The following is a 21,011-nucleotide window of genomic DNA, read 5'->3' as shown; positions in this document are numbered from 1 at the left end:
TTATCAAACGCTCTGCCCAGCAACCCAACCAGAAGACCACGACCACTGAAAATTATATCCGCCAAGCCAGCCGGTCATATCGACCACTTCGCCGACAAAATACAAGCCCGGCACCTTCTTGGCTTCCATGGTCTTATTGTCCAACTCACTCGTTGAAACACCCCCCTTCGTCACCCTCGGGCTTGACCCGAGGGTCCATGAAGCATCACCATTCACTTCGAAGAAATAAAAGTCCATCAATGGTCTATAAAACCAAAACCTAAATACTCAAGCTGACCCAAGCATAACGTGTGGGACGCAACAATGGTTTCCCTCCCCCTACGTGGGGAGGGATTAAGGGTGGGGGGGCCCTATCAAACACTCTGCCCAGCAACCCAACCAGAAGACCACGCCCACTGGAAATTATACCCGCCAAGCCAACCAGTCATATCCACCACTTCACCGACAAAATACAAGCCCGGCACCTTCTTGGCTTCCATGGTCTTATTATCCAGCTCGCTCGTTGAAACACCACCCAAAGTCACCTCTGCCGTGCGATAACCTTCTGAACCTGTCGGTTTGATCCGCCAATGGTTGATCTGGTCCGCAACGGCTTTCAGCTTCTTGTCACTCAAATCCGCCAAACGCCCCTCAATACCTGATTGGGTCAAGACAAATGCCACCAGTTTCTTTGGCAAAAAGCCACCAAGAAAGGTCTGAATTTCCTGCTTGCCATTTGCCTGTCGCGCATCCTTCAACACCGCCATCAAATCCGTCTCCGGCAACATCCCAATTTCAATTTCATCGCCTTCACGCCAAAAGGACGAAATCTGCAAAATCGAAGGACCGCTTAACCCGCGATGGGTGAATAACATCGCTTCAGAAAACGACGTCTTGCCGTGTTTCACCACCGCATCATCCACCGAAATGCCGGACAATTCTTTCATCGGGTCCAACATTGATGGATCAAAGGTCAACGGCACCAACGCCGGACGCGTCTCAACAGTCTCAAGCCCGAAATGCTGCGCCACCTCATAGCCAAAGCCCGTTGCGCCCATTTTAGGGATCGACTTGCCACCAGTCGCAATCACTACACTTTGTGCTGAATGATGCTCACCATCAATTGTGAGATGAAACTCATCGTCCATCTTCGCAATGTGCCCAACCTCAGAGCGCATCCGCAAACGGCCACCGGCCGCACGCATATCGTCAAGCAACATATCGATAATCTGCTGCGCACTTTCATTGCAGAACAATTGGCCCAGCGTTTTCTCATGAAAATCAATATTTTGTTTCTTCACCCGCGCAATAAAGTCATGTTGCGTGTAGCGCTTCAAAGGCGAAATCGCAAAGCGCGAATTCTCACTCAAAAACTGTTTGAAGCTGGTGTTGATGTTGGTGAAGTTGCAACGTCCGCCGCCCGAAATGCGGATTTTTTCACACGGCTTTTTCGCATGGTCCACCACCAATACATCGCGCCCGCGCTTCCCCGCCTCAATGGCGCACATCAAACCGGCAGCACCACCACCAATTACGATCACATCATGTTTTTTCAAAACATCGCCTCAAACTCATCTCACTTGGTCATGCGGCCCCTTCAACTAAATGTCAATTCACTGAACCCCCAAAACACTTGCTCTTTAATTCAACCTCGTGCTAAATCGCCAACGCTGTTGGAATAGTCCAACGGTTAAACCTTCTCAGGGCGGGGTGTAATTCCCCACCGGCGGTAACAAGATTTCTTAAATAAGATTTCCTGAAGCCCGCGAGCGCCTTATTTCTTCTAAAGATTTAAGGGTCAGCAGATCTGGTGCAACTCCAGAGCCGACGGTCATAGTCCGGATGAAAGAGAAGGGTGAGTAATATGCCACAAAACCCTTAGGTGCAGTGCGCCAACTGGGAGATGTGCGCTTATACCCTCCCTAATCACGCCCTGATTCTATTTTGTTCGAAAGGAACGAGATATGGATCAGACCGTAAAAGCTTCAAGCACAGGTCTTAGCCTAAAAAGCCCCGCCATTTTGGCCGGGCTCTATATGGTTGGCGCGGGCATTGCCTTCGCCGCTGTTAACTCACTTACCCAATTGGCAACAATGGTCGAAGGCACGTCCTCAACCTCAGCTGCATTTTGGCAATATGCAATTGCCGCACTTGTCAGCGCGCCATTTGTTCTTAAGGCAGGCCTTACAGGCCTAAAAACAAACCACCTAACATTGCACATTATGCGCGTTGTCGCCGCCACCATCGGCGTTCAGCTGTGGGTCTATGGCCTTTCACTTGGCGTACCGATTTGGCAGGCGATTGCCCTCATCATGACCTCAACATTTTTCGTCACCATTGGTGCTGCGATTGTGTTGAAAGAAAAAGTTGGCCCGGCCCGTTGGCTTGCAACCTTAGTGGGGTTTGCCGGTGGTATGATCATTTTGCAACCTTGGTCAGATGCGTTTGAACTCAAAACACTGTTGCCCATCGGTGCGGCGTTTTTCTGGGCGGTCACATCACTTTTCACCAAAGAGCTGACAAAAACCGAAAACCCACAATCGATCACGCTATATCTGTTGCTATTGCTCACACCGATCAATCTTGCATTGGCCCTTGGCACCCCAACAGGCGTCGCTATTTCTACTAACGCTGCCATCCAGTGGATTGTCATTGCTGGCCTTTTGGTTGCCTTGGCACAATGGTTCATCACCAAAGCCTATGCGACTGCGGACGCGGCCTATGTGCAGCCATTCGATCATTTAAAATTGCCGTTCAATGTATTGGCAGGGTTTTATGTGTTCGGATGGGTGCCCGGCGGCAACCTATGGCTTGGCGCAGCATTCATCATCGCTGCTTCCCTGTTCATCGCGCACCGCGAAAGTCAGGCACAATCTGTTTCTTGACTTTGCATGCCGGACGCGCCCCTTATCGCGTCCGGCAAATCAAAAAATTGTTGACGATCATCTTCTGCACGCACAAGCTCAAAGCTTTTCCACAACACTGATCGCCACCCATGAGAATCGCAACCTGCCAGCCGCCGGAAATTCGCGGTAACATCGAAAATTCAATCGAATGTATCGAACAGTTCTCGCTGCAAGCTCAAGCCAAAGGCGCAGATCTTGTCTGTTTTCCTGAATGTTTCCTTGGTGGATATTTTCAGGACAAAGAGCTGGCAGCCAAACATGCCATCCAACTCTCCTCAACAAAATTCCAAAACATCGCCAATCGGCTGGCCCATCTCGATCCCGTGATTGTTGTAGGGTTGAACGAATTCAAAGATAAAAAATTATTTAACAGCGCAATCGTTCTAAAGCGCGGCAAACTCATCGGTCGTTACGCCAAACAGCACCTGTTAAAAAGCGAGAGTTTTTTCACCCCCGGCACTGATCAGCCCACGTTCAAAATTGCAGAGCACAATGTGGGCATCAATATTTGCTACGATAATCAATTTCCGCAAGCTGCCCGATTGATGGCAAAAAATGAAGCTCACGTCATTCTTTGCCCCAGCAACAATATGTTGCCTACGGATGTCGCTGAAATGTACAAAAACGCTCATAATGCAGGCAGAGTGGAACGCGCGATTGAGCATAAATGCTGGTATATCTCGTCAGATGTCACTGGGCATCGAGAGGGTCACATCGCCTATGGACCTACCTCGGCTATCAACCCAAAAGGCGAAGTAGTCGATCAAGTTCCTTTGGGAGAAACCGGCATGATCGTGGTTGAAGTTTGAGTTACATCCCGCCCGTCACCGGCATAATCGCCCCATTGGTGTAACTGGATTTTTCCATCGCCAACCAAACCGCGGCTTCTGCGATTTCTTCAGGTTCCGCCACGCGCCCCAACGGGTTAATGCTTGCAACCATTGCAGGGCGATCTGGATTGCCGGTACGCTCATGAATGTCCGTATTGGCCGTGCCCGAATGAATGGCGTTTACGCGAATGCCATCGGGTCCAACTTCTTTCGCCAACCCGATTGTTAAACTGTCTAACGCGCCTTTAGAGGATGCATAATGAATATATTCATTAGCGCTACCAAACTTTGCAGCCATTGATGAGATATTGACGATGGAACCGCCAGCCCCGCCGCTGGACTTGGCCATCCGTTTGATCGCCTCTTGGCAACAATAAATGGCCCCAAACAAGTTCACCTGAAAAACCCGCGCCAAAATCTGGGGCTCTAAATCAACCAGCTTGCCCGCTTCGCCAACAATACCCGCATTGTTGATCAGTATATTGGCAGACCCCAACTCTTCGTCGCATGCGCTAAAAAGCTCAATGACGTCAGAATGAACCCCGACATCCGCCCGCACACAAATGGCACGCACGCCATGTTTTTGGCACGCGGCAACCACTTGGTTCGCACTCGTCTGATCAGACTGGTAGCTGATGCAAATATCAACACCCGACCGAGCCAACAAAAGAGCGGTCGCCGCACCAATGCCGCGACTACCACCTGTAATAATAGCAATATTTTTCATGGCTAAAGGCTAGAATGCATATTGCTAACTGGCAATATCCAAAATCACCTTGTTGGCTTCACCAGATGCAACAGCCTCAAATCCCTTGGCGAAATCCTCAAATGGCAGGTGATGTGAAATCACTGGGGTCACGTCCAACCCACTTTCAAGCATCGCCAGCATTTTGTGCCATGTTTCAAACATTTTGCGCCCATAAATGCCTTCAAAAGTTAGGCCTTTAAAAATTGCGCTATTGAGATCCATTTCAACCTTGCCGGGAAACAGGCCAAGCATCGCCACTTTGCCGCCGGTGATCATCGCATCAATCATCGCCGACATGGCCGGGGCTGCGCCGGACATTTCAAGCCCAATGTCAAATCCCTCGCGCATGCCCAATTCTTCCATGACAGTTTGCAAATTTTCTTTATCCGCCCGGACACCGCGGGTTGCGCCCATTTGTTTTGCCAGCGCCAAACGATCATCATTTAGATCTGTCACGATAATGTGCCGCGCACCCACATGACGGCAAACTGCAACCGCCATACAGCCAATTGGCCCCGCCCCTGTGATCAAAACATCTTCGCCCGAAACATCAAACGCCAGCGCGGTATTCACCGCGTTGCCCAATGGATCAAGAATTGAAGCCACGTCGTCGCTAATACTGTCAGGCAATGCACGCACATTAGCTTCAGGAATGGAGATATATTGCGCAAATGCACCCGGTGTGTTCACCCCAATTCCCTTGGTGTTCGCACAAATATGGGCACGACCAGACTGACAATTTCGACAATGTCCGCAAGGAATATGTCCTTCGCCGGATACTCGTTGCCCAACTTCAACTTCGCTGACTTTTGCGCCAATTTCATCAACAATCCCAACATATTCATGGCCCGTCACCATGGGCACCGGTACGTTTTTACGCGCCCAATCATCCCAATTCCAAATATGCATGTCGGTGCCACAAATCGAGGCTTTTTTGACCCGGATCAGTACTTCACGGTCACCAATGGTTGGTTTTGCAACGTCTTGTAGCTCTAAGCCCGGCGCATCTTTTGCCTTTACCAGCGCTTTCATGAAATCACTCCCAGATCGCGGCCAACTTTGGCAAATGCTGTGACCGCCCGGTCCAAATCATCCTTGGTGTGCGCCGCTGACATTTGCGTGCGGATACGCGCTTGGCCTTTAGGGACCACAGGAAACGAAAATGCGGTGACATATATTCCCTCGTCCAACATGCCTCGGGCAAATTTTTGCGCCAGCACTGCGTCGCCCAGCATCACCGGGATAATCGCATGCTCACCCGGCACTAAATCGAAACCAAGCTTGCTCATTTGAGCGCGGAAATATTTCGAATTGATCATCAAAGTTGGCCGCAATTTCGGGCTCGTTTCAACAATGTCCAACGCTTCAAGCGTGGCGGCCACAATCATTGGGGGCAACGCGTTTGAAAACAGATAAGGCCGCGCTTTTTGGCGAAGCATCGTCACCAATGGTTTTGGCCCAGCAATATATCCGCCTGCCGCGCCGCCAAGCGCCTTGCCAAAAGTGCCTGAATAAAGATGTACCCGGTCCGCAACCCCAAGATGGTGCGGCGTGCCTTGCCCTTTAGGGCCCATAAAGCCAACAGCGTGGCTATCATCAACCATCACCAGCGCATCATACTTTTCTGCCAGATCGCAAATCCCCTTCAGGTCAGCAATAATGCCATCCATCGAAAACACGCCGTCCGTCACAATCAACCGGTGCCGCACGCTTCGCGCCTCGATCAGTTTCTGTTCCAAATCAGCCATATCATTGTTGGCATAACGGAACCGCCGTGCCTTACAAAGCCGCACACCATCAATGATTGATGCGTGATTAAGCGCGTCTGATATGATTGCATCTTCTGCGGTCAATAGAGATTCAAAGATGCCCGCATTTGCATCAAAACAGGATGCGAAAAGGATGGAGTCTTCGGTTCCAAGGAATGAAGAAAGCCGCTCTTCCAACTGATGGTGCAATGCCTGAGTACCGCAAATAAAGCGCACAGAGGCCATGCCCAAACCATGGTCTTCAATCGCGCCGATCGCCGCCTTGCCCAACCGTTCATTATTGGCCAATCCCAAATAGTTGTTGGCGCACATGTTAAGCAGCGGCAAATCTGCGCCACCGTCCGGATCTTTCACCGCTATGTTGGCAGCCTGAGGCGAGGTGATCTGATATTCACTCTTAAACAAGCCGTCTTTTTTTAGCGTGCTTAGAGTGTGCTCAACATCTGAAATTAGGTTCTTAGACATCGCGAAGCCTTTATACTGGATTTATTCCAATATATAGGAAATTGACGTGAGATCAACATTCATCAACCCGCTGCATGCTGATTTACCACTGCTCATACATCGATGTTTATTGCGGCAGCGCAACGACCAGAAACGCATGGGCTTCGCCATCACCAACATTGTGGATCGCGTGGGGTTGGTCTGCCCGGTAACGCAACGTGTCACCCGCTTGAGCCTGGGCCCTCAGGTCACCTGCTTCAACTTCGATCGTGCCGGAAATGCAAGTCAAATGTTCCATCGTGCCTGCCGCATGGGGTTGGGAAACCAGGCTTCCGCCCTGCTCAGCGACAAGATCGTACCACTCAATTGGCATTGCCGTTCGCGGTGGATTTAAGAGCTTCACCACACATTTGCCATCTGCACTGCCCTTTGATGGCGTCGAATAGGCTGGAATATGGGTAATCATATGGTCCGAAACTGCCCGTTCGCCCAACAATGACAAGTCCAGCCCTAACGCTTGGGTCAAGTTCCAAACCAGCGTAAATGTCGGATTGACAGCGCCGCGCTCAATCTGGCTCAACATGGAACGCGAAACCCCACATCTCTCGGCCAACATCTCCAATGTAAGGCCGTGGTCCTTGCGCGCCTTGCGCACAATCGCACCAAGATGAGGGGGTGGCACCAGATTTTCTTGCATCGGAAAAAACACTTTCCACTATATTGGATATTCTCATCTTCCATCAAATCATAATCCACCACACGTTCCAAGCCCTTCAACATCAATTGCCAAAATGCCCGTTGCTAAACCGCACTCCTTCATGGAAAAATCCGTAAAAGCGGCATCAATTGTCACACAATCGCAGTTTCCTTCCCTCAACACTCTGTTCCATCGAAATTTTTATGCTATGGATCAAAGGCGGGAGATCTTTATGACCACAAGAAAAGACATTCACAATTCCGATATTCCAGTGCTCTGCCAATCTTGTGAAGCGCGGCATAAGGGTATTTGTGGTGCTTTAGAGCCAGATCAATTGGCAGAACTCGCCAAACATACAAGGCAGGTCAAACACGAAAGCGGAACCGAACTGGTTGCAGATTCGGAAGCCGTCACCTCCTACGCCAATGTCATGCAGGGTGTGGTGAAGCTAACCAAAATGCTGTCCGATGGTCGGCAGCAAGTTATTGGCTTGCAATTCGCGCCCGATTTCTTGGGCCGCCCGTTTGCCACAGAAAGTCAGATGAGCGCCGAAGCGGCTTCATCCGTAAATCTTTGTAAAATTCCGCGAAATGCGTTGGAAAAAATGATGAAGACCAACCCAGAGTTGGAACATCGCCTGCTCATGCAAACGCTCAAAGAACTGGATAGCGCCCGCGAATGGATGGTGACCTTGGGTCGCAAAACGGCGGCCGAGAAAGTTGCGAGCTTTCTATATCTGATCGCCACCAATATTGATCCATCAATAGATTTGGATGAAATGACATCAGCCAACTTTGAATTACCCCTAACCCGGGTCGATATTGCTGACTTTTTGGGCCTAACCGTTGAAACGGTTTCCCGTCAGCTGACAAAGCTGCGCAAAGACGATGTCATTCAAATTGAGCACAATCGCACCTTTATCGTGCCGAGCATGGAACGGCTGGAATTTCGCTGCGGCTAAGGCGTTTCAACGTCCTCAGCAATATCTTCGGCCCAAAGTTCCGGCTTTTCTTCAATAAACCGCGCCATTAAGTCGATGCAAGCTTGATCATTTACAACAATGACCTCCACGCCGCGCTCCCGCAGAAACGCTTCATTACCGCCAAAATTTACATTTTCGCCGATGACCACGCGTTCAATGCCAAATTGCACAATCGTGCCCGAGCACATCATACATGGCGACAAAGACGTATATAGCGTCATGCCCTTATAAGAAGCTTGCCGACCGGCCTTGCGCAAGCAATCCATCTCGCCGTGGGCAATTGGGTCACCGCCCTGCACCCGTTGGTTGCGCCCTTGTGCGACGAGTTCGCCACCACGTGCCAATACCGAGCCGATAGGACATCCACCCTCCTCAAATCCGGCAAGCGCCTCCTGATAGGCAAGCTGAGTGAAAGTTTGGTCGTTCGGGTTAAGTTGGGTCTTGGACATAGCTGCCTCATCAAACGCATTGGGATCGATTTGAGTTTAATATGACTTCTGGTCTATTGACCATCAAAATGCCGACTTAGTGCTTCAAGCTGTTCCACCACGCCGTTAATGTCACCTTGCCGCACCAGCAGCGTTTTTTGCCGGGCTTGCTGGCCGCGCACAATATCAATGTCGCCTTTCCGCAACCCGAAATGTTTTGCAAATAGCGCGATAACCGCTTTGTTCGCTTTTCCCTTATCGGGCACCGCGCGAACGCGCATGTCTAACATCGCTGCGCCATTGTCGCGCAACTCAACCTGCCCGACCTGATCAGCACTTGCGTTGGGCGATACCCGCAAAAACACTTCAAGCCCAGCATTTGTTAAACGCCAGGCTTGTCGCAAATCCATCATCAATTATTTTGAACTGATCAATAAATGCCGCGGGCAAAATTCACCAAAAGTGACTCGGCGAAGAAGATAATCACGAACAAAACGATGGGTGAAATATCAAGGCCGCCAATATTTGGCATAATTTTGCGGATCGGCTTTAAAATTGGGGCCGTTAGCCCATCAACAAGTCGCCAAATCATCGCAACAAATTGGTTAGAACCATTGATGACATTAAACGTAAACAACCAGCTCATAATGATCATGATAATCACGATCCACTTGACCAGTCCTAAGACCATCAACAAAGTTTGGATAATCGCCAATAGCATTTAATGCATCTCCTGTTCGCCTAACGCTTTTGCATATGTAGCTACTAAGCCGTAAAACAACAAGAGGCTGACCAGTTTCATCGATGCAAATTGAAAAAGCGGTTAAATTTATGGCTCGCCCCCGAAATACGCCGGACGGACGAGCCATGAATTTTTCGCCGGATACGCAAAACAAAATCCCGACAGCCCCTATCTTGCACAAAACGTGCCAGTTTCGGTGTGTCTTGGGTTTACGATTTACCCTTAATATCTAGTACTTACGGCGTTTTGATTAACTGTTAGCTCAAATCACTTTGCATGCTGCATTGCAGCTTGCCTTGCAAATTGCGAATTTCGAGCAATTCAAGAGCTAGTCTTCGTTTCTCCACGCACCTGAGAGCGCAAAACAGTTCGGTCACGTGAAGACACGCCAATAAGTTCTGCCACCCGCCAAACCATATTGTCTTCTAACTCGTGATTTTGGTCATCTGAAAACACAACTTCCCACATCATGCGGATAATATTGAGTTTTTCGTCCAACTCCAATTTGTTCAAAGTCGCGGTAAATGTGTAGAAATCCACCGCTTCATGGTCCTTTTGTGTGGCCAGAACCACAAGGTCCGCAACTTCAGCGGCACTTAACTGATATTGTTCCGTCAGCGTTTTCTCGATGGTTTTGCGCTCTTCTTCGCTCACTTCCCCATCAACGGCGGACAAATGCACCAACAAAGCTGCCGCACAAAGTTTTGGATCAAGCAACGGATCATCAGCTTCGCCATCACTTTTGACACCGAATAACTTGGTGATTGCATCAAACATAATTTTCCTGCCGCTACTTTTTTCTGTTCCTTAGATGTAAACTCTTGCCAGCTTGTGCTCAACCGTCAAACCACACCTTTTGGTTCGACATTGTGCAAAACCATGTTGTCAGGATCACAACCAATGCTCAGAACAACCCATTTAATTGCCTGTGCCTTGTTTCTTTTGGGCGAAGTGATGTTGTTCGCTGCCAACAGATATGACCCCATTAATGCCAGCATATTAATGCTGGCAATGCTGTTATTGGCCTTGAGCACAATCCGGTTTTTGTTTGCACCGTTTGCGCCAAGCTCCAATCGAGTTGGCGCCAGCTTGATGATTTTTGGCTTCTTTACTTCAGCATTTTTCTATTTTGATATCATGGGCTTCGGGCTCACGCCCCACACGAGCCATTTTGACAAAACCCTGTTTTGGGGGCCGGTCACGCTGCTTATTTCAGGGTCAATCCTAATGGGGTTTTGGCTTTATCCATTGGGCAAGGTCGACAAAGCTCTTGGGCTAACACTGCCGCTCGCGCTCATCCTTTATGCGACACCGCGACTATTGGCGCTCAGCGCAAGTGCCCAACTCGTCACAGCAATTACACTGTGCGGCGCTCTGGTTTGGCTCGCGATCTATAAGATCCGGCAGTTCTAACAAAGATATCAGAGCAATTTGTCGATTTGCTTGGCCAGATCAATGTCTTTTTGTGACAGGCCGCCAGCATCATGGGTCGTTAGAAAAATCTCGACGTTTGAATAAACGTTCGACCATTCTGGATGGTGGTTTGCTTTTTCAGCCAACATGGCAACCCGGCTCATAAAGCCAAACGCCTCAACAAAATTGGCAAATTTGAATTTTCGACCGATGCCGTTCTTATTGTGAACCTCGTCCCAACCATCAAGCTGACTTAACGCGTTGTAACGTTCTTCCCCTTCAAGCACGCTCACCATTTCTCCTCCAACAATTCTAGTCTGCTGGTGGCGCATCATCGGCGCTATCATCCAATATGCGCTGGGCAGCACCATCCATATCTTCGTACTGGCCAGATCGAAGCGACCACATGAAAGCACCTAGGGCTAACAGGCCAACCAGCAAAACAACAGGTATAATAATCAATAATGGGGTCATTCGGCCGGCATCACCTTTGATTCTGCAAGGTCCCGGGGTGTGGGTGTCCTTGGATTTACTGTGCGCCTATTTCTATCAAGCCGCAACCGTAACGCATTTAGGGTCACCAACAAAGAAGATGACGACATGGCAATCGCGGCAACCAGTGGTGTCGCAAAACCCATAATTGCCAATGGAATAGCCACCATATTATAGGCAATCGCCAGACCAAAATTTTGTTTCACCGCCCGTTTTGCTCTTTTAGCCAAAGATAGCGCAAATGGTATTTGATCAAGCTGATCTCGCGTCAACACAAAGTCGGCGGCATTTCGTCCAACATCCGCGGCGCTTGAAGGGGCCATGGAAACATGCGCAGCACGCAATGCGGGCGCATCATTTATCCCGTCCCCCACCATCAACACATGTTTTTGCGCGTTGGCCAATGAGCTAAGCGCGTCAAGCTTGTCCTGCGGCGTCAGCCCCCAATGTGCATCTTTTAGACCAAGTATTTGTGCAACTTTTTCCACTGGACCGCGTCGGTCGCCTGACAGAAGCGTAATTCCATTGGTCGCGGCCCTAACGTCGTCAATTACCCCCTGCGCTTCAGGACGCAATTGATCCTCAAAATCAAAACTGGCCACACATTGCCCGTCTTTTGAGAGGTATGTTCGGCTACCGCCTTTATCATCTTCACGCTCGTTAACGCCGCAATAACTTGCCCGACCCAATCGCCATTCGACCCCGTTAATTTCCGCTTTGACCCCAAGGCCCGCAACTTCTTCGGTCCGTTCAAAGTCCGCAGCAACAATATCCTTATGCGCATGGGCTAAGGCCGTCGAAAATGGATGACGGCTCATGCGCGCCAACTGCACGCCAATTTGCAGTTCTTTTTGCCCACCGAAATGAAGTCCCAAAAATTCAGGCTTACCCATGGTTAGCGTGCCGGTTTTATCAAAAGCCGCATGGTCAACTTCTGCGAGCCGTTCTAGCGCTGCACCATCGCGCATCATGATACCTTGTTCAAACAAGCGACCCGCCGCAACCACATGTACGATCGGCACGGCCAGCGCCAATGCGCACGGGCAGGTGATGATCAACACCGCAATCGCAGTCACCAACGCGTTGTGCCAATCTCCATTGTAGAAGCCCCAACCCAAGAACGTCGCCAATGCCAGCAAGTGCACCACCGGCGCATAAATTTGCGCCGCGCGATCAGCGATACGTTTATATCCAGCCCGGCTGCCCTCCGCCGCTTCCATCATTTCGACCATGCGGGCCAAAAAACTTTCATGGGCCGGTTTTGAAACGAGCATAGTAATGTGGCTTGAAAGGTTGGTCGCGCCAGCAAGAAGTTGCGTGCCTTCCTTAATCTGTTCGGGCGCGGACTCTCCGGTCACAAGGCTAAGATCAATCTCACCTTCACCGCTGAGAACTTGCCCATCAACGGGGATACGCTCACCCGCGCCAATGTCGAGCTGCATGCCCGGTGTAATTTGATTGAGTTTAACAAATTCGTGGCTTCCATCCTCTAGCCGACGGGTTGCCCCACGTGGCGCGAGGGACGCCAAATTGCGCACGGCGGACCGCGCCCGTTCACGCATCAAATGGTCCAATGTCCGACCAATCAACAAAAAGAACAACAAGGTCACCGACGCATCAAAATAAGCGTGCTCGCCAGAATTGAGCGTTTCAAAAACGCTCAATCCAAGCGCCAATATCACCGCCAGAGATATCGGCACGTCCATATTAAGACGCCCCACTTTGATCGCGGAAGCGGCGGAACGAAAAAAATGCTGCCCGGCAAACGCAACCGTCGGGATCGCGATGAGCGCTGAAATCCAATGGAACAGATCACGGGTTGATGCGTCAGCCCCCGACCAAATTGAAACCGAAAAAAGCATGATGTTCATTGCAGCAAAGCCTGAAACGGCCAGCGCGCGCACTAATGAAGAGAAGGTTTTGTCTTTCGCGCCCTCGTCTTCAGCTTCTAACAGCATAGAACGATAACCTGCGCGGTTCACTGCTGCCACCAGCTCGACCGGCTGCATATCGCCGGAGGTGCGCCAAATAATCTTTACGCGTTTGGTCGATAAATTCACACGACCCAGTTCAACAGCATCAAGCTTGTTCAATTCTGTTTCAATTGAACGCATACAAGCCGCGCAATGCATATCCGGCACCGCAAATTCGACTTGTCGTCGCCCGTCCGTCAGATCGATAGATGCAGAAATGAGGCTTTCATTGTCAATTTTGTTCTGACCCTTTTGGGCCAGTTCACTGGCAGCCTCTATGCCCGGCGCACAACAACTCATGTCCAAAGCCCCCTATTGAACAATGATGCGCTCACGATAAGTGAAGGGGGTGCCTGCTTCGCTGGTCAGCGAAATAAACACGTCCCAAGCCCCCGCATCCAAGGCATAGTCTGCAACAAATGAGCCGTCTTTTGGCAACAATGTAATCAACTGGTCTTCCCGCTCATGGCTCGGGCGTTTAAGTTCAACTTCTGCAAAACCAGCCGTTATAGGTGCACCCTGATCATCTTTGAGCTGATAGGTCATTGTGCCATTTTGATAGGCCAAGCTTGGCACCCACCCCAACGCGTCTTGAGCCTTATTGGCTGCCAATTTGTCATTGAAGCCTTGGCTCGCCACATAAGAGTTCTTCACGACGAGACCGGTCCAACTGGACGTCGCAAAATAGGCCATGATCAGATTGACCGTAATAATTGTGCCAAAAAACAATCCAATCACGAGGATCATGTGCTTGCCGGTAAATTCACGCTGTTTTGGTTGATCCATCATCATTCCCCTATTTTCGGTGTTTCAAATTTCACCAATTCACGTGATGTCTCATCACCAAACATGTCTTCAACTATAAAGCTAAACCGTGTGGGCTGCTCGCTCAATGCCTTCGGGTCAGCCCGCACATAAATCCGCAACGGCATCACACGATCCGGCTCAACATCCAAAACGATCTGTTCCTTTGGCTCGTTCGCAGAACTAGCAAGTGTCATCTGCCCACCCGGCAATCCATCAATCGACAAACGAATAGTGCGTGGTTCGGGCGTCATATTGAGTATTTTGACATCATATCCATTGCGCACGGCACCGTCGCTTAAAATCACAAATAGCGGATTGCGGTCATGTTGCACATTCACGTCCAATCGATCACGCATGGACAAAACAATAAGCATTGTCACGCCAATTGCCGCCCAAACTCCAAAATAGATCAGCGTGCGAAGCCGGATAATGGTCTTAAGGCTTGTTTCCTTTACCTGACCAATAAGTTTGCCTGCCTTGTCGCGAATATTGTCGGGCCGAATGACATTGGCGTCATCGGTCGCCAATCCCATATTGGTGTTATAATCATTCAAAGTCGCATAAGAGATCAAACCGCGCTCTTTGCCCAATTTGTCCATGACATTATCACACGCATCAATACATAGCGCACAAGTGATACATTCAAGCTGTTGCCCGTCCCTAATGTCAATTCCCATCGGACACACCACAACACAGGCATTGCAATCAACACAATCGCCAACCACTTTGCCTTCTTTAATGGCTTTCTTGGCATGCTTGTTGCGTTGCTCGCCGCGCCAGTCATTATATGTGACGGTCAGAGAGAATTCATCCAGCATTGCCCCCTGAATGCGCGGCCACGGGCACATATAGGTACACACTTGCTCGCGCATTAACCCACCAAAAGTGTACGTGGTTGCAGTGAGAATAAGGATGGTGAAATAGGCAATTGAGGGGGCTTCAAACCGCACCACATCCCAAAACAGCGTGGGCGCATCAGCAAAATAAAATATCCACGCCCCGCCGGTGGCAATACCGATCAAAATCCACGTACTGTGTTTGGCCACACGACGCCAAATTTTATTGAAACTCCACGCCGATTTGTCCAACTTCATCCGCTGATTGCGATCGCCTTCAAAAAAGCGCTCGACCACCAGGAACAGATCAACCCACACTGTTTGCGGGCAAGTATAGCCGCACCAAGCACGGCCAACGGTCGAGGTCACCAAAAACAGGCCCACCCCTGCCATCAATAAAAGACCTGCAACATAATAAAATTCTTGCGGCCAAATCTCGATAAAGAAGAAATAGAAACGCCTATTGGCCAAATCCACCAGCACGGCTTGGTCGGGCGCATATTCGCCGCGATCATACCGAAGCCAGGGGGTGATATAATAGATCCCGAGGGTGATCGCCATGATCGCCCATTTCAACTGTCGGAAGAACCCACTTGCGCGTTTAGGAAAAATCTTCTTACGGGCCGCGTATAATTCTGGTCGGTTTTTCGCAGCATTGACCGCTTCCACGTCAAACTGATCAACGCCCGGGCCAGCCTGTGACGGTGTTTTTGAACTCATGTCGATCCAATCCCTATCGATCGCTATGATACCAACTTATCGATATTTCTCATATGTAGCGTTGATTTGGGTCAAATGCAGCATCCATCCTGTCGCAGGCCAGCTTGTCGCACCTCTCAGCAGTTTGAAGCCAACCACCTTGCGATCTAAATCCCCGTCGATCACGCTTTGGTGCGAGATAGTTGAACACGGATTTTCTTGAAGCAAGTGTACCCGATGATTATGTTGAGCTCTCAACAGTCGCTACGCGAAGGGATGACCCATGACTAAATCATACCAGAAGTCCGAAACCGCCATCAAAAAGCTAAGCGCTGAACAATATCGGGTCACTCAACAAAATGGCACTGAACGTCCATTCCAAAACGAATTTTGGGACCGAGATGATATCGGCATTTATGTCGACATCGTATCCGGCGAACCCCTGTTTGCATCTTCAGACAAATTCGACGCTGGTTGCGGCTGGCCAAGCTTTACCCGCCCCATCATAAGCGAACATGTCAAAGAACATTCAGACACAACCCTTGGCATGACCCGCACCGAAGTGCGTTCGAAAGACGGGGACAGCCACCTTGGCCACGTCTTTAACGACGGTCCGCGCGATGCTGGCGGCCTGCGCTATTGCATCAATTCTGCGTCTTTGCGTTTTGTCCCGCGCGCAGATATGGAAGCCGAAGGCTATGCCGAGTTTTTGGATTTACTGCGCGACTAACCCGAATATCAATTGTTTGATCCCAAGAGACCGGGGTGCCCCCTAAAGTGCACCCCGTTTTGCATTCTCGTTCTTAAAGTCATTTATGCCCGGGCAAAAATTGCCCGAAATAGGGTCCACAAGATCGCAATTGCGGCAAGCTGAGCGGCTATAACTGCAGGCCAAATAAGGGGAAACTGCGGGTCGAGATATTTCTGCGGTCCGTAAGAAATCAGCGCAAGTAGTACAGCCAGCCCAGAAAAGATCTTCCCGGCCCATCCTTGCGTCGGCCCGATTACAATTGCTGCTATGGCCACCCCAATCGAAACCCCAATCAACGGTCCAATGCCTGAAATCGGTATAAGAGTTGGCGGGTGCGGGGGTACTTTTGCGAACAGAGCTGCCAGCATTATCACCTGCAAAACAATCAACATCGCCAAAGCAGCTACAGAATTTTTTTCTTCAATCATAGTTTTCTCCAAAGTGTAATTTAGTGTACGGTTGCACATTTATGTATTGTGGTGTACGGTTTTGTCAAGCCCCCAAGGAGTTCGAGATTGCGCGACGAGAAAAAGAAACAAAAACAAAAGGCGATCGAACTAGCGGCCTATGCGCTCATTGAAGAGAAAGGCTATCTGGGCACATCCATGCTCGGGATTGCAAAACGCGCACGCGCGTCCAACGAAACACTCTACAATTGGTATGGCGACAAGCAGGGTCTGTTTAGGGTCCTTATTGAACAAAACGCCAAGGAAGTTCGTCACTTACTTAATGATGCTTTAGAAGATGCGCGTGCGCCTTGCGAAACATTATCTCAGCTGGGGCCCTTACTTTTAGAACTGTTACTCGGGGAGCGAGCCATCGCGCTGAACCGCGCAGCAGCTGCCGATCCAAGCGGCGAATTGGGCAAAACCCTATCTCAGTCCGGCAAGGGAACAGTGTTTCCGCTGATCGTTGAAACATTTTCAAAATTTGAAGATCTGAGTAAAGATCAAGCTAAAGCCATTGCTCAGACCTATCTTTCGCTACTTGTTGGCGATCAACAGATCAGACGTGCCATCGGCGCGATCAAAGAGCCGTCAAAAAGTGAAACTGCAGATCGCGCAAGTTGGGCGCTAAAATCGGCGTTAAAGCTGTATGACATCGATTAACAGCACCCCTTGCCCTCTTGAATTGGCGGACAAGGCACAGTTCCATAGGAGCAATAAACACAACAGTCACCGGCCAATGGCTTTAAAACTTCTCCACACGATTTGCAGTCATAAAAATACTGACATGCATCCGTCGGCATTTGCTCGAGCGCCTTATGTCCACATTTTGGGCAAGTAATTTCAGAACTGAGTTCGACTTTAAGCTGATTCATATTTTCTCCTGACCCAACCCTTGCATCACCCCTTTGTTCAGGCAAATCACTTCGCGTTGACTTCGCATTTTGCCAACTTGATGTTTCTCGAATGAGACACGAAAACCATTTGCTTCAAGCAAATTTGTGGGCTTTGATAAAATCCCGTCCAAAATCAAACGACCCTCGGATCAACAAAATGGCTGAAGCTCTCTCCCAAATCACTTGGATCGATTATGTCGGTTCCTTCGGCACCCTCATGGTCGTGTTGGCCTATTTCTTGACGCAACTTCGCATCATGAGCGCAACCGATCTTGCATTTCCCGTTATCAACCTCATCGGGTCGTTGTTGATTGGTGCGTCGCTTTATTTCAATTTTAATTTGGCGTCCGCCCTCATCGAGTTCTTTTGGATCATTATTTCCATCTTTGGCATTTTAATGTGGCTCAAAGACAATCTACTCAAAAAGGAAGACCAGAATGACAAACTGGCTTAACCCCATCGAACTAGTTGGCACCCATGTTAAATTGGTGCCGCTTTCTCAGGCCCATGCAGACGATTTACAATTGGCCGCAAATGACGGGGAGCTGCACCAACTTTGGTACACCGGCGTGCCAAAACCCTTCGAGGTTAGCACCCGAATTGACCAATTCCTGGCCCGGCAAGATGGGGGCACCATGGTTCCGTTTGCCGTCATTCACTTACCATCCAATAAGTGCGTCGGCATCACGACCTATATGAATATCGATCAAGTGCAAAAGCGCGTCGAAGTCGGCTCCACATGGTACGCGAAATCTGTGCAGCGCTCGCCGTTGAACACCGAATGCAAGTTGTTGCTTCTAACCCATGCATTCGAGCAACTCGATGCAATTGCCGTGGAATTTCGCACCCATTTTATGAACCAGCAAAGCCGCCGCGCCATTGAACGGTTGGGGGCAAAACTTGACGGTGTTTTGCGCAGCCACATGGTCATGCCCAACGGCACAATTCGCGACACCGCGGTCTATTCAATCATTCCAAGCGAATGGCCAAGCGTTAAGGCCAATTTACAATGGAAATTGGACATGCCACGCGCCTAAACTGACGAACAGATATCAAATCCATTCAAGCAGCAACAGTTCGGCATTAGCCGAATTGTCTTCTAGTTTATTTGTGATAAAAGTTACGCTGTTGATAAATGAATGAGACCAAACATGTTGTTGCCCTACCTGTTTTCGAACTTTTACGAAACGGACGAATTTTGCCGACTTGCTGGCAAATCTCCGGACGAGCTGGCGCAATTGCAGAAACGCAAAGTTGCACCAAACGCCTCCTATCACCTAAATGCGAATTTAGACGTGACATCATATATCGGCGCCCACTCCGAACAGCAGACGTTGCAATTTTACCCCCGAAAGGCCCTTAATTGGCTGGCGCTTTTGCACAATGAAAATATTTCAACTGAGAGCGACGCCAAGAAAGCGTTCGCCACACAATTCAATGCGACCAAGGCGACGTTGGCCAACAGCTCGTGGGGACAAAGCATCGTCGCAACATACCCTGAGCTTCTCATTGCATTCGACGAACATCAAACCGACGACACTTGGCGGCACTTTCTGGATGGGACATATGGCATTTGCACCCGCACTGGGTTGCCAGACGCCATATTTCATAAGCAGTTCTATGTGCGATTAATCGACCGAATAACGGACCAACATGGCCCCGGCGCAATTCCCGAGGACATCGGGATTCTGCTTAAAGGAGCAGTTGCCCAATTGGATCAGGTTGAAGCGGATTTTGCACCGCACGAAGTCGCGCAGTCTTCGCGCCAGCGCTGTATAATCGATGTGAGGGCCAACTATTTTGCCGTTGCGGCCTAACCAGAAAGCTTATCCGCGTCACCTGCAATAATTTTGATCACTGTGGCGCGTTTTTCGCCAGACTTGTCATGATATGCGATCTCGCCCGGCGTGTAGTGTAATGACCAAATGACTTCGCCCAACTTGTCCCAAACGACGCTATATCCGCCCTCGTTAAGCTGCCATGGCCCCGTCAAAAGCCCATGTTCAAAATGTTGCATGTAGGCGGTGCCCGACGGGTGATAATAAACGTTGCCCTCAGCCCCTTCCATCGTACGCAAATAGACGCTGTTTCCTGTAAGCAGCACGCGAATTGTTTCTGACCCTAATATTTGCTGTGACATGTTTTACCTATATTTGAATTTGAAAATGACGCCGCCAGGCGCTGTGATGAGTAAAGTCGGTCGACTGGGACCAAGCCAGCATCAAGTTGGCTTCGCTGTTCGTTTCTAGTGTCAACGGAAATGGGGCTTTTACGAATTGGGGAATTGAAAGGGATGCCCACGTTTCCCCTTTTGAGTGACCGGCACTAATCCCTGAAAAACATGGACTGACACCCAATTCATCAACCGCTTTATGTCCCGCACCTGTCGCGACCCGTTCTTCGTATTGATGCCTATTGGTGTGCGCATCGATCATTAAAAACCTGGTGCCTTCCAATTGTGTGGTTGGGCCAAAGCCGATGGCGATCCAACCCGGAGCTGGCGCCACAAATGTGCATTTGACTTGCCCACCAGACCGCCACCATTCAAATCGACAGCCGTCAGTTTCAAATGTGCTTGGCATTTTCATCCCCAAAGTGGGCTCAGAGAACAGGCATGCAAAGACAGCACTGCTCATTCCAATTGCCTTCCGTCGATCCATCTCTTGCTCCAACGCACAATATAGTCTAGTTTCTTGACTATATCGAAGAAATAGGAAAGTCAAGCATCTTGACCAATGAAACCCGTGTGGACCTAATCGACCATATCGGCCTTGACCTTTGGCAGGCCGCCAAAAGTTGGAAACAACATCTAACTGATGAGATGGTGGCCCGCGGCTATGCTTGGTACGCAGGCGCACCCGGCGCGGTGACAATGCATATTGGGCCAAACGGTATCAACCAGTCCAAGCTGCAAGCCAACTTGCTCATGTCCAAACAAGCTGTTCAGCAATTACTCGATAAGCTAGAAAGCGACGGGGTGATTGAGCGCGTTCCTGACCCAACAGACAAACGGGCAAAAATCGTTCGGTTCACTGAAGTTGGATTGGGGGCATTTGCGGCTGCCAATCAAATAAAGCGTGATATAGAAGTTAGATATCAAAAACGACTTGGCGAAGGTGAATTCAAAAACTTACGCGAAAGCCTACGCAAAATCGCCGATGTAGAATAAATCA

The 21,011-nt window shown here is 49.7% G+C and carries 28 protein-coding genes, 1 pseudogene and 1 riboswitch; of the genes and pseudogenes, 10 read left to right on the top strand and 19 right to left on the bottom strand.

From position 1 onward, the window contains the following. Nucleotides 1–3 precede the first annotated feature (3 nt). Nucleotides 4–174: pseudogene (locus AC2D8L_RS12385) on the bottom strand (NAD(P)/FAD-dependent oxidoreductase); the annotation flags it as partial. Nucleotides 175–353: 179 nt separating this feature from the next. Next, nucleotides 354–1,535 (bottom strand): BaiN/RdsA family NAD(P)/FAD-dependent oxidoreductase, encoded by a 1,182-nt coding sequence (locus AC2D8L_RS12380; protein ID WP_484685791.1) that lies wholly within the window; start codon nt 1,533–1,535, stop codon nt 354–356. A 136-nt stretch (nt 1,536–1,671) separates the two neighbouring features. Next, a riboswitch (FMN riboswitch) is annotated at nt 1,672–1,837 on the top strand. A 106-nt stretch (nt 1,838–1,943) separates the two neighbouring features. On the opposite strand from AC2D8L_RS12380, the gene AC2D8L_RS12375 reads away from it, so the two are divergent. Together AC2D8L_RS12375 and AC2D8L_RS12370 are read left to right on the top strand one after the other, a co-directional pair. Continuing rightward, nucleotides 1,944–2,864 carry a DMT family transporter gene (locus AC2D8L_RS12375; protein WP_484685790.1) on the top strand — a complete coding sequence of 307 codons (921 nt, stop codon included), beginning with the start codon at nt 1,944–1,946 and terminating at the stop codon, nt 2,862–2,864. 110 nt (nt 2,865–2,974) lie between these two features. Then, nucleotides 2,975–3,694: a carbon-nitrogen hydrolase family protein gene (locus AC2D8L_RS12370; protein WP_484685789.1), complete on the top strand. Its 720-nt coding sequence runs from the start codon at nt 2,975–2,977 to the stop codon at nt 3,692–3,694. 1 nt (nt 3,695) lies between these two features. On the opposite strand, the gene AC2D8L_RS12365 is transcribed toward AC2D8L_RS12370, so the two are convergent. From AC2D8L_RS12365 to AC2D8L_RS12350, 4 genes are all read right to left on the bottom strand, one after another. Then, complete coding sequence (locus AC2D8L_RS12365) at nt 3,696–4,442, bottom strand: SDR family oxidoreductase (RefSeq protein ID WP_484685788.1); 747 nt, start codon at nt 4,440–4,442, stop codon at nt 3,696–3,698. 24 nt (nt 4,443–4,466) lie between these two features. Continuing rightward, entirely contained in the window at nt 4,467–5,495 is a 1,029-nt protein-coding gene (gene tdh / locus AC2D8L_RS12360) for an L-threonine 3-dehydrogenase (protein ID WP_484685787.1), read from the bottom strand. Beyond that, a complete protein-coding gene (locus AC2D8L_RS12355; RefSeq protein WP_484685786.1) occupies nt 5,492–6,697 on the bottom strand; it encodes a glycine C-acetyltransferase in 1,206 nt (401 codons plus the stop codon). The genes tdh and AC2D8L_RS12355 overlap by 4 nt, the downstream gene beginning before the upstream one ends. A 106-nt stretch (nt 6,698–6,803) precedes the next feature. After that, on the bottom strand, nt 6,804–7,385 hold the full coding sequence (locus AC2D8L_RS12350) for a helix-turn-helix domain-containing protein (protein ID WP_484685785.1): 582 nt from the start codon (nt 7,383–7,385) through the stop codon (nt 6,804–6,806). Nucleotides 7,386–7,605: 220 nt separating this feature from the next. On the opposite strand from AC2D8L_RS12350, the gene AC2D8L_RS12345 reads away from it, so the two are divergent. After that, nucleotides 7,606–8,334 (top strand): Crp/Fnr family transcriptional regulator, encoded by a 729-nt coding sequence (locus tag AC2D8L_RS12345; protein ID WP_484685784.1) that lies wholly within the window; start codon nt 7,606–7,608, stop codon nt 8,332–8,334. Here AC2D8L_RS12345 and AC2D8L_RS12340 read toward each other — a convergent pair. The 4 genes from AC2D8L_RS12340 to AC2D8L_RS12325 all read right to left on the bottom strand — a co-directional run bounded on the left by AC2D8L_RS12340 (nt 8,331) and on the right by AC2D8L_RS12325 (nt 10,302). Then, the gene (locus tag AC2D8L_RS12340) at nt 8,331–8,804 is read right to left on the bottom strand and encodes a nucleoside deaminase (protein ID WP_484685783.1); all 474 of its coding nucleotides are present in this window, start codon (nt 8,802–8,804) and stop codon (nt 8,331–8,333) included. The two genes, AC2D8L_RS12345 and AC2D8L_RS12340, sit on opposite strands and share 4 nt — an antisense overlap. A gap of 53 nt (nt 8,805–8,857) precedes the next feature. Then, nucleotides 8,858–9,193, bottom strand: coding sequence for a DUF167 family protein (locus AC2D8L_RS12335; RefSeq protein ID WP_484685782.1), 336 nt, complete (start codon nt 9,191–9,193; stop codon nt 8,858–8,860). Between the two features lie 20 nt (nt 9,194–9,213). After that, nucleotides 9,214–9,504, bottom strand: a complete 291-nt coding sequence (locus AC2D8L_RS12330) for a YggT family protein (RefSeq protein WP_484685781.1) — start codon at nt 9,502–9,504, stop codon at nt 9,214–9,216. Nucleotides 9,505–9,846: 342 nt separating this feature from the next. Next, nucleotides 9,847–10,302: a tellurite resistance TerB family protein gene (locus AC2D8L_RS12325; RefSeq protein ID WP_484685780.1), complete on the bottom strand. Its 456-nt coding sequence runs from the start codon at nt 10,300–10,302 to the stop codon at nt 9,847–9,849. A gap of 123 nt (nt 10,303–10,425) precedes the next feature. On the opposite strand from AC2D8L_RS12325, the gene AC2D8L_RS12320 reads away from it, so the two are divergent. Next, nucleotides 10,426–10,938 carry a hypothetical protein gene (locus tag AC2D8L_RS12320; RefSeq protein WP_484685779.1) on the top strand — a complete coding sequence of 171 codons (513 nt, stop codon included), beginning with the start codon at nt 10,426–10,428 and terminating at the stop codon, nt 10,936–10,938. Between the two features lie 8 nt (nt 10,939–10,946). Here the strand turns inward: AC2D8L_RS12320 and AC2D8L_RS12315 are convergent, their stop codons facing one another. Genes AC2D8L_RS12315 through ccoG form a run of 5 tightly spaced genes read right to left on the bottom strand, consistent with a single transcriptional unit; the run spans nt 10,947 to nt 15,766 of the window. Continuing rightward, a complete protein-coding gene (locus AC2D8L_RS12315; protein ID WP_484685778.1) occupies nt 10,947–11,231 on the bottom strand; it encodes a 4a-hydroxytetrahydrobiopterin dehydratase in 285 nt (94 codons plus the stop codon). Between the two features lie 19 nt (nt 11,232–11,250). Next, nucleotides 11,251–11,412, bottom strand: a complete 162-nt coding sequence (gene ccoS, locus AC2D8L_RS12310) for a cbb3-type cytochrome oxidase assembly protein CcoS (RefSeq protein WP_484685777.1) — start codon at nt 11,410–11,412, stop codon at nt 11,251–11,253. Further along, nucleotides 11,409–13,703: a heavy metal translocating P-type ATPase gene (locus AC2D8L_RS12305; protein ID WP_484685776.1), complete on the bottom strand. Its 2,295-nt coding sequence runs from the start codon at nt 13,701–13,703 to the stop codon at nt 11,409–11,411. The genes ccoS and AC2D8L_RS12305 overlap by 4 nt, the downstream gene beginning before the upstream one ends. A gap of 12 nt (nt 13,704–13,715) precedes the next feature. After that, on the bottom strand, nt 13,716–14,189 hold the full coding sequence (locus AC2D8L_RS12300; RefSeq protein ID WP_484685775.1) for a FixH family protein: 474 nt from the start codon (nt 14,187–14,189) through the stop codon (nt 13,716–13,718). A 2-nt stretch (nt 14,190–14,191) separates the two neighbouring features. After that, complete coding sequence (gene ccoG / locus AC2D8L_RS12295) at nt 14,192–15,766, bottom strand: cytochrome c oxidase accessory protein CcoG (RefSeq protein ID WP_484685774.1); 1,575 nt, start codon at nt 15,764–15,766, stop codon at nt 14,192–14,194. A gap of 262 nt (nt 15,767–16,028) precedes the next feature. On the opposite strand from ccoG, the gene msrB reads away from it, so the two are divergent. Beyond that, nucleotides 16,029–16,475 carry a peptide-methionine (R)-S-oxide reductase MsrB gene (gene msrB, locus AC2D8L_RS12290; protein ID WP_484685773.1) on the top strand — a complete coding sequence of 149 codons (447 nt, stop codon included), beginning with the start codon at nt 16,029–16,031 and terminating at the stop codon, nt 16,473–16,475. A gap of 83 nt (nt 16,476–16,558) precedes the next feature. Here msrB and AC2D8L_RS12285 read toward each other — a convergent pair whose 3' ends face one another. After that, nucleotides 16,559–16,924 (bottom strand): hypothetical protein, encoded by a 366-nt coding sequence (locus AC2D8L_RS12285; protein WP_484685772.1) that lies wholly within the window; start codon nt 16,922–16,924, stop codon nt 16,559–16,561. Between the two features lie 87 nt (nt 16,925–17,011). Between AC2D8L_RS12285 and AC2D8L_RS12280 the strand changes: the two genes are divergently transcribed. Further along, nucleotides 17,012–17,605: a TetR/AcrR family transcriptional regulator gene (locus AC2D8L_RS12280; RefSeq protein ID WP_484685771.1), complete on the top strand. Its 594-nt coding sequence runs from the start codon at nt 17,012–17,014 to the stop codon at nt 17,603–17,605. Here AC2D8L_RS12280 and AC2D8L_RS12275 read toward each other — a convergent pair. Next, nucleotides 17,602–17,817 (bottom strand): GDCCVxC domain-containing (seleno)protein, encoded by a 216-nt coding sequence (locus AC2D8L_RS12275; RefSeq protein ID WP_484685770.1) that lies wholly within the window; start codon nt 17,815–17,817, stop codon nt 17,602–17,604. The genes AC2D8L_RS12280 and AC2D8L_RS12275 overlap by 4 nt on opposite strands. A 178-nt stretch (nt 17,818–17,995) precedes the next feature. On the opposite strand from AC2D8L_RS12275, the gene AC2D8L_RS12270 reads away from it, so the two are divergent. The 3 genes from AC2D8L_RS12270 (at nt 17,996) to AC2D8L_RS12260 (ending at nt 19,655) form a co-directional block, all read left to right on the top strand. Then, on the top strand, nt 17,996–18,292 hold the full coding sequence (locus tag AC2D8L_RS12270) for a CBU_0592 family membrane protein (RefSeq protein ID WP_484685769.1): 297 nt from the start codon (nt 17,996–17,998) through the stop codon (nt 18,290–18,292). After that, nucleotides 18,276–18,875 carry a GNAT family N-acetyltransferase gene (locus tag AC2D8L_RS12265; RefSeq protein ID WP_484685768.1) on the top strand — a complete coding sequence of 200 codons (600 nt, stop codon included), beginning with the start codon at nt 18,276–18,278 and terminating at the stop codon, nt 18,873–18,875. The genes AC2D8L_RS12270 and AC2D8L_RS12265 overlap by 17 nt, the downstream gene beginning before the upstream one ends. 102 nt (nt 18,876–18,977) lie before the next feature. Continuing rightward, on the top strand, nt 18,978–19,655 hold the full coding sequence (locus tag AC2D8L_RS12260) for a DUF6058 family natural product biosynthesis protein (protein ID WP_484685767.1): 678 nt from the start codon (nt 18,978–18,980) through the stop codon (nt 19,653–19,655). On the opposite strand, the gene AC2D8L_RS12255 is transcribed toward AC2D8L_RS12260, so the two are convergent. Next, the gene (locus AC2D8L_RS12255; protein WP_484685766.1) at nt 19,652–19,978 is read right to left on the bottom strand and encodes a hypothetical protein; all 327 of its coding nucleotides are present in this window, start codon (nt 19,976–19,978) and stop codon (nt 19,652–19,654) included. The two genes, AC2D8L_RS12260 and AC2D8L_RS12255, sit on opposite strands and share 4 nt — an antisense overlap. A gap of 7 nt (nt 19,979–19,985) precedes the next feature. After that, on the bottom strand, nt 19,986–20,498 hold the full coding sequence (locus AC2D8L_RS12250) for a hypothetical protein (protein ID WP_484685765.1): 513 nt from the start codon (nt 20,496–20,498) through the stop codon (nt 19,986–19,988). Between the two features lie 68 nt (nt 20,499–20,566). Between AC2D8L_RS12250 and AC2D8L_RS12245 the strand changes: the two genes are divergently transcribed. After that, nucleotides 20,567–21,007 (top strand): MarR family winged helix-turn-helix transcriptional regulator, encoded by a 441-nt coding sequence (locus AC2D8L_RS12245; protein ID WP_484685764.1) that lies wholly within the window; start codon nt 20,567–20,569, stop codon nt 21,005–21,007. Nucleotides 21,008–21,011: the final 4 nt, after the last annotated feature.

It is taken from the genome of Maritalea sp. YIW29 (assembly GCF_057219265.1).
Note: the sequence above shows the minus strand (reverse complement) of the source record. Positions and strands in the feature narration are given on the sequence as shown.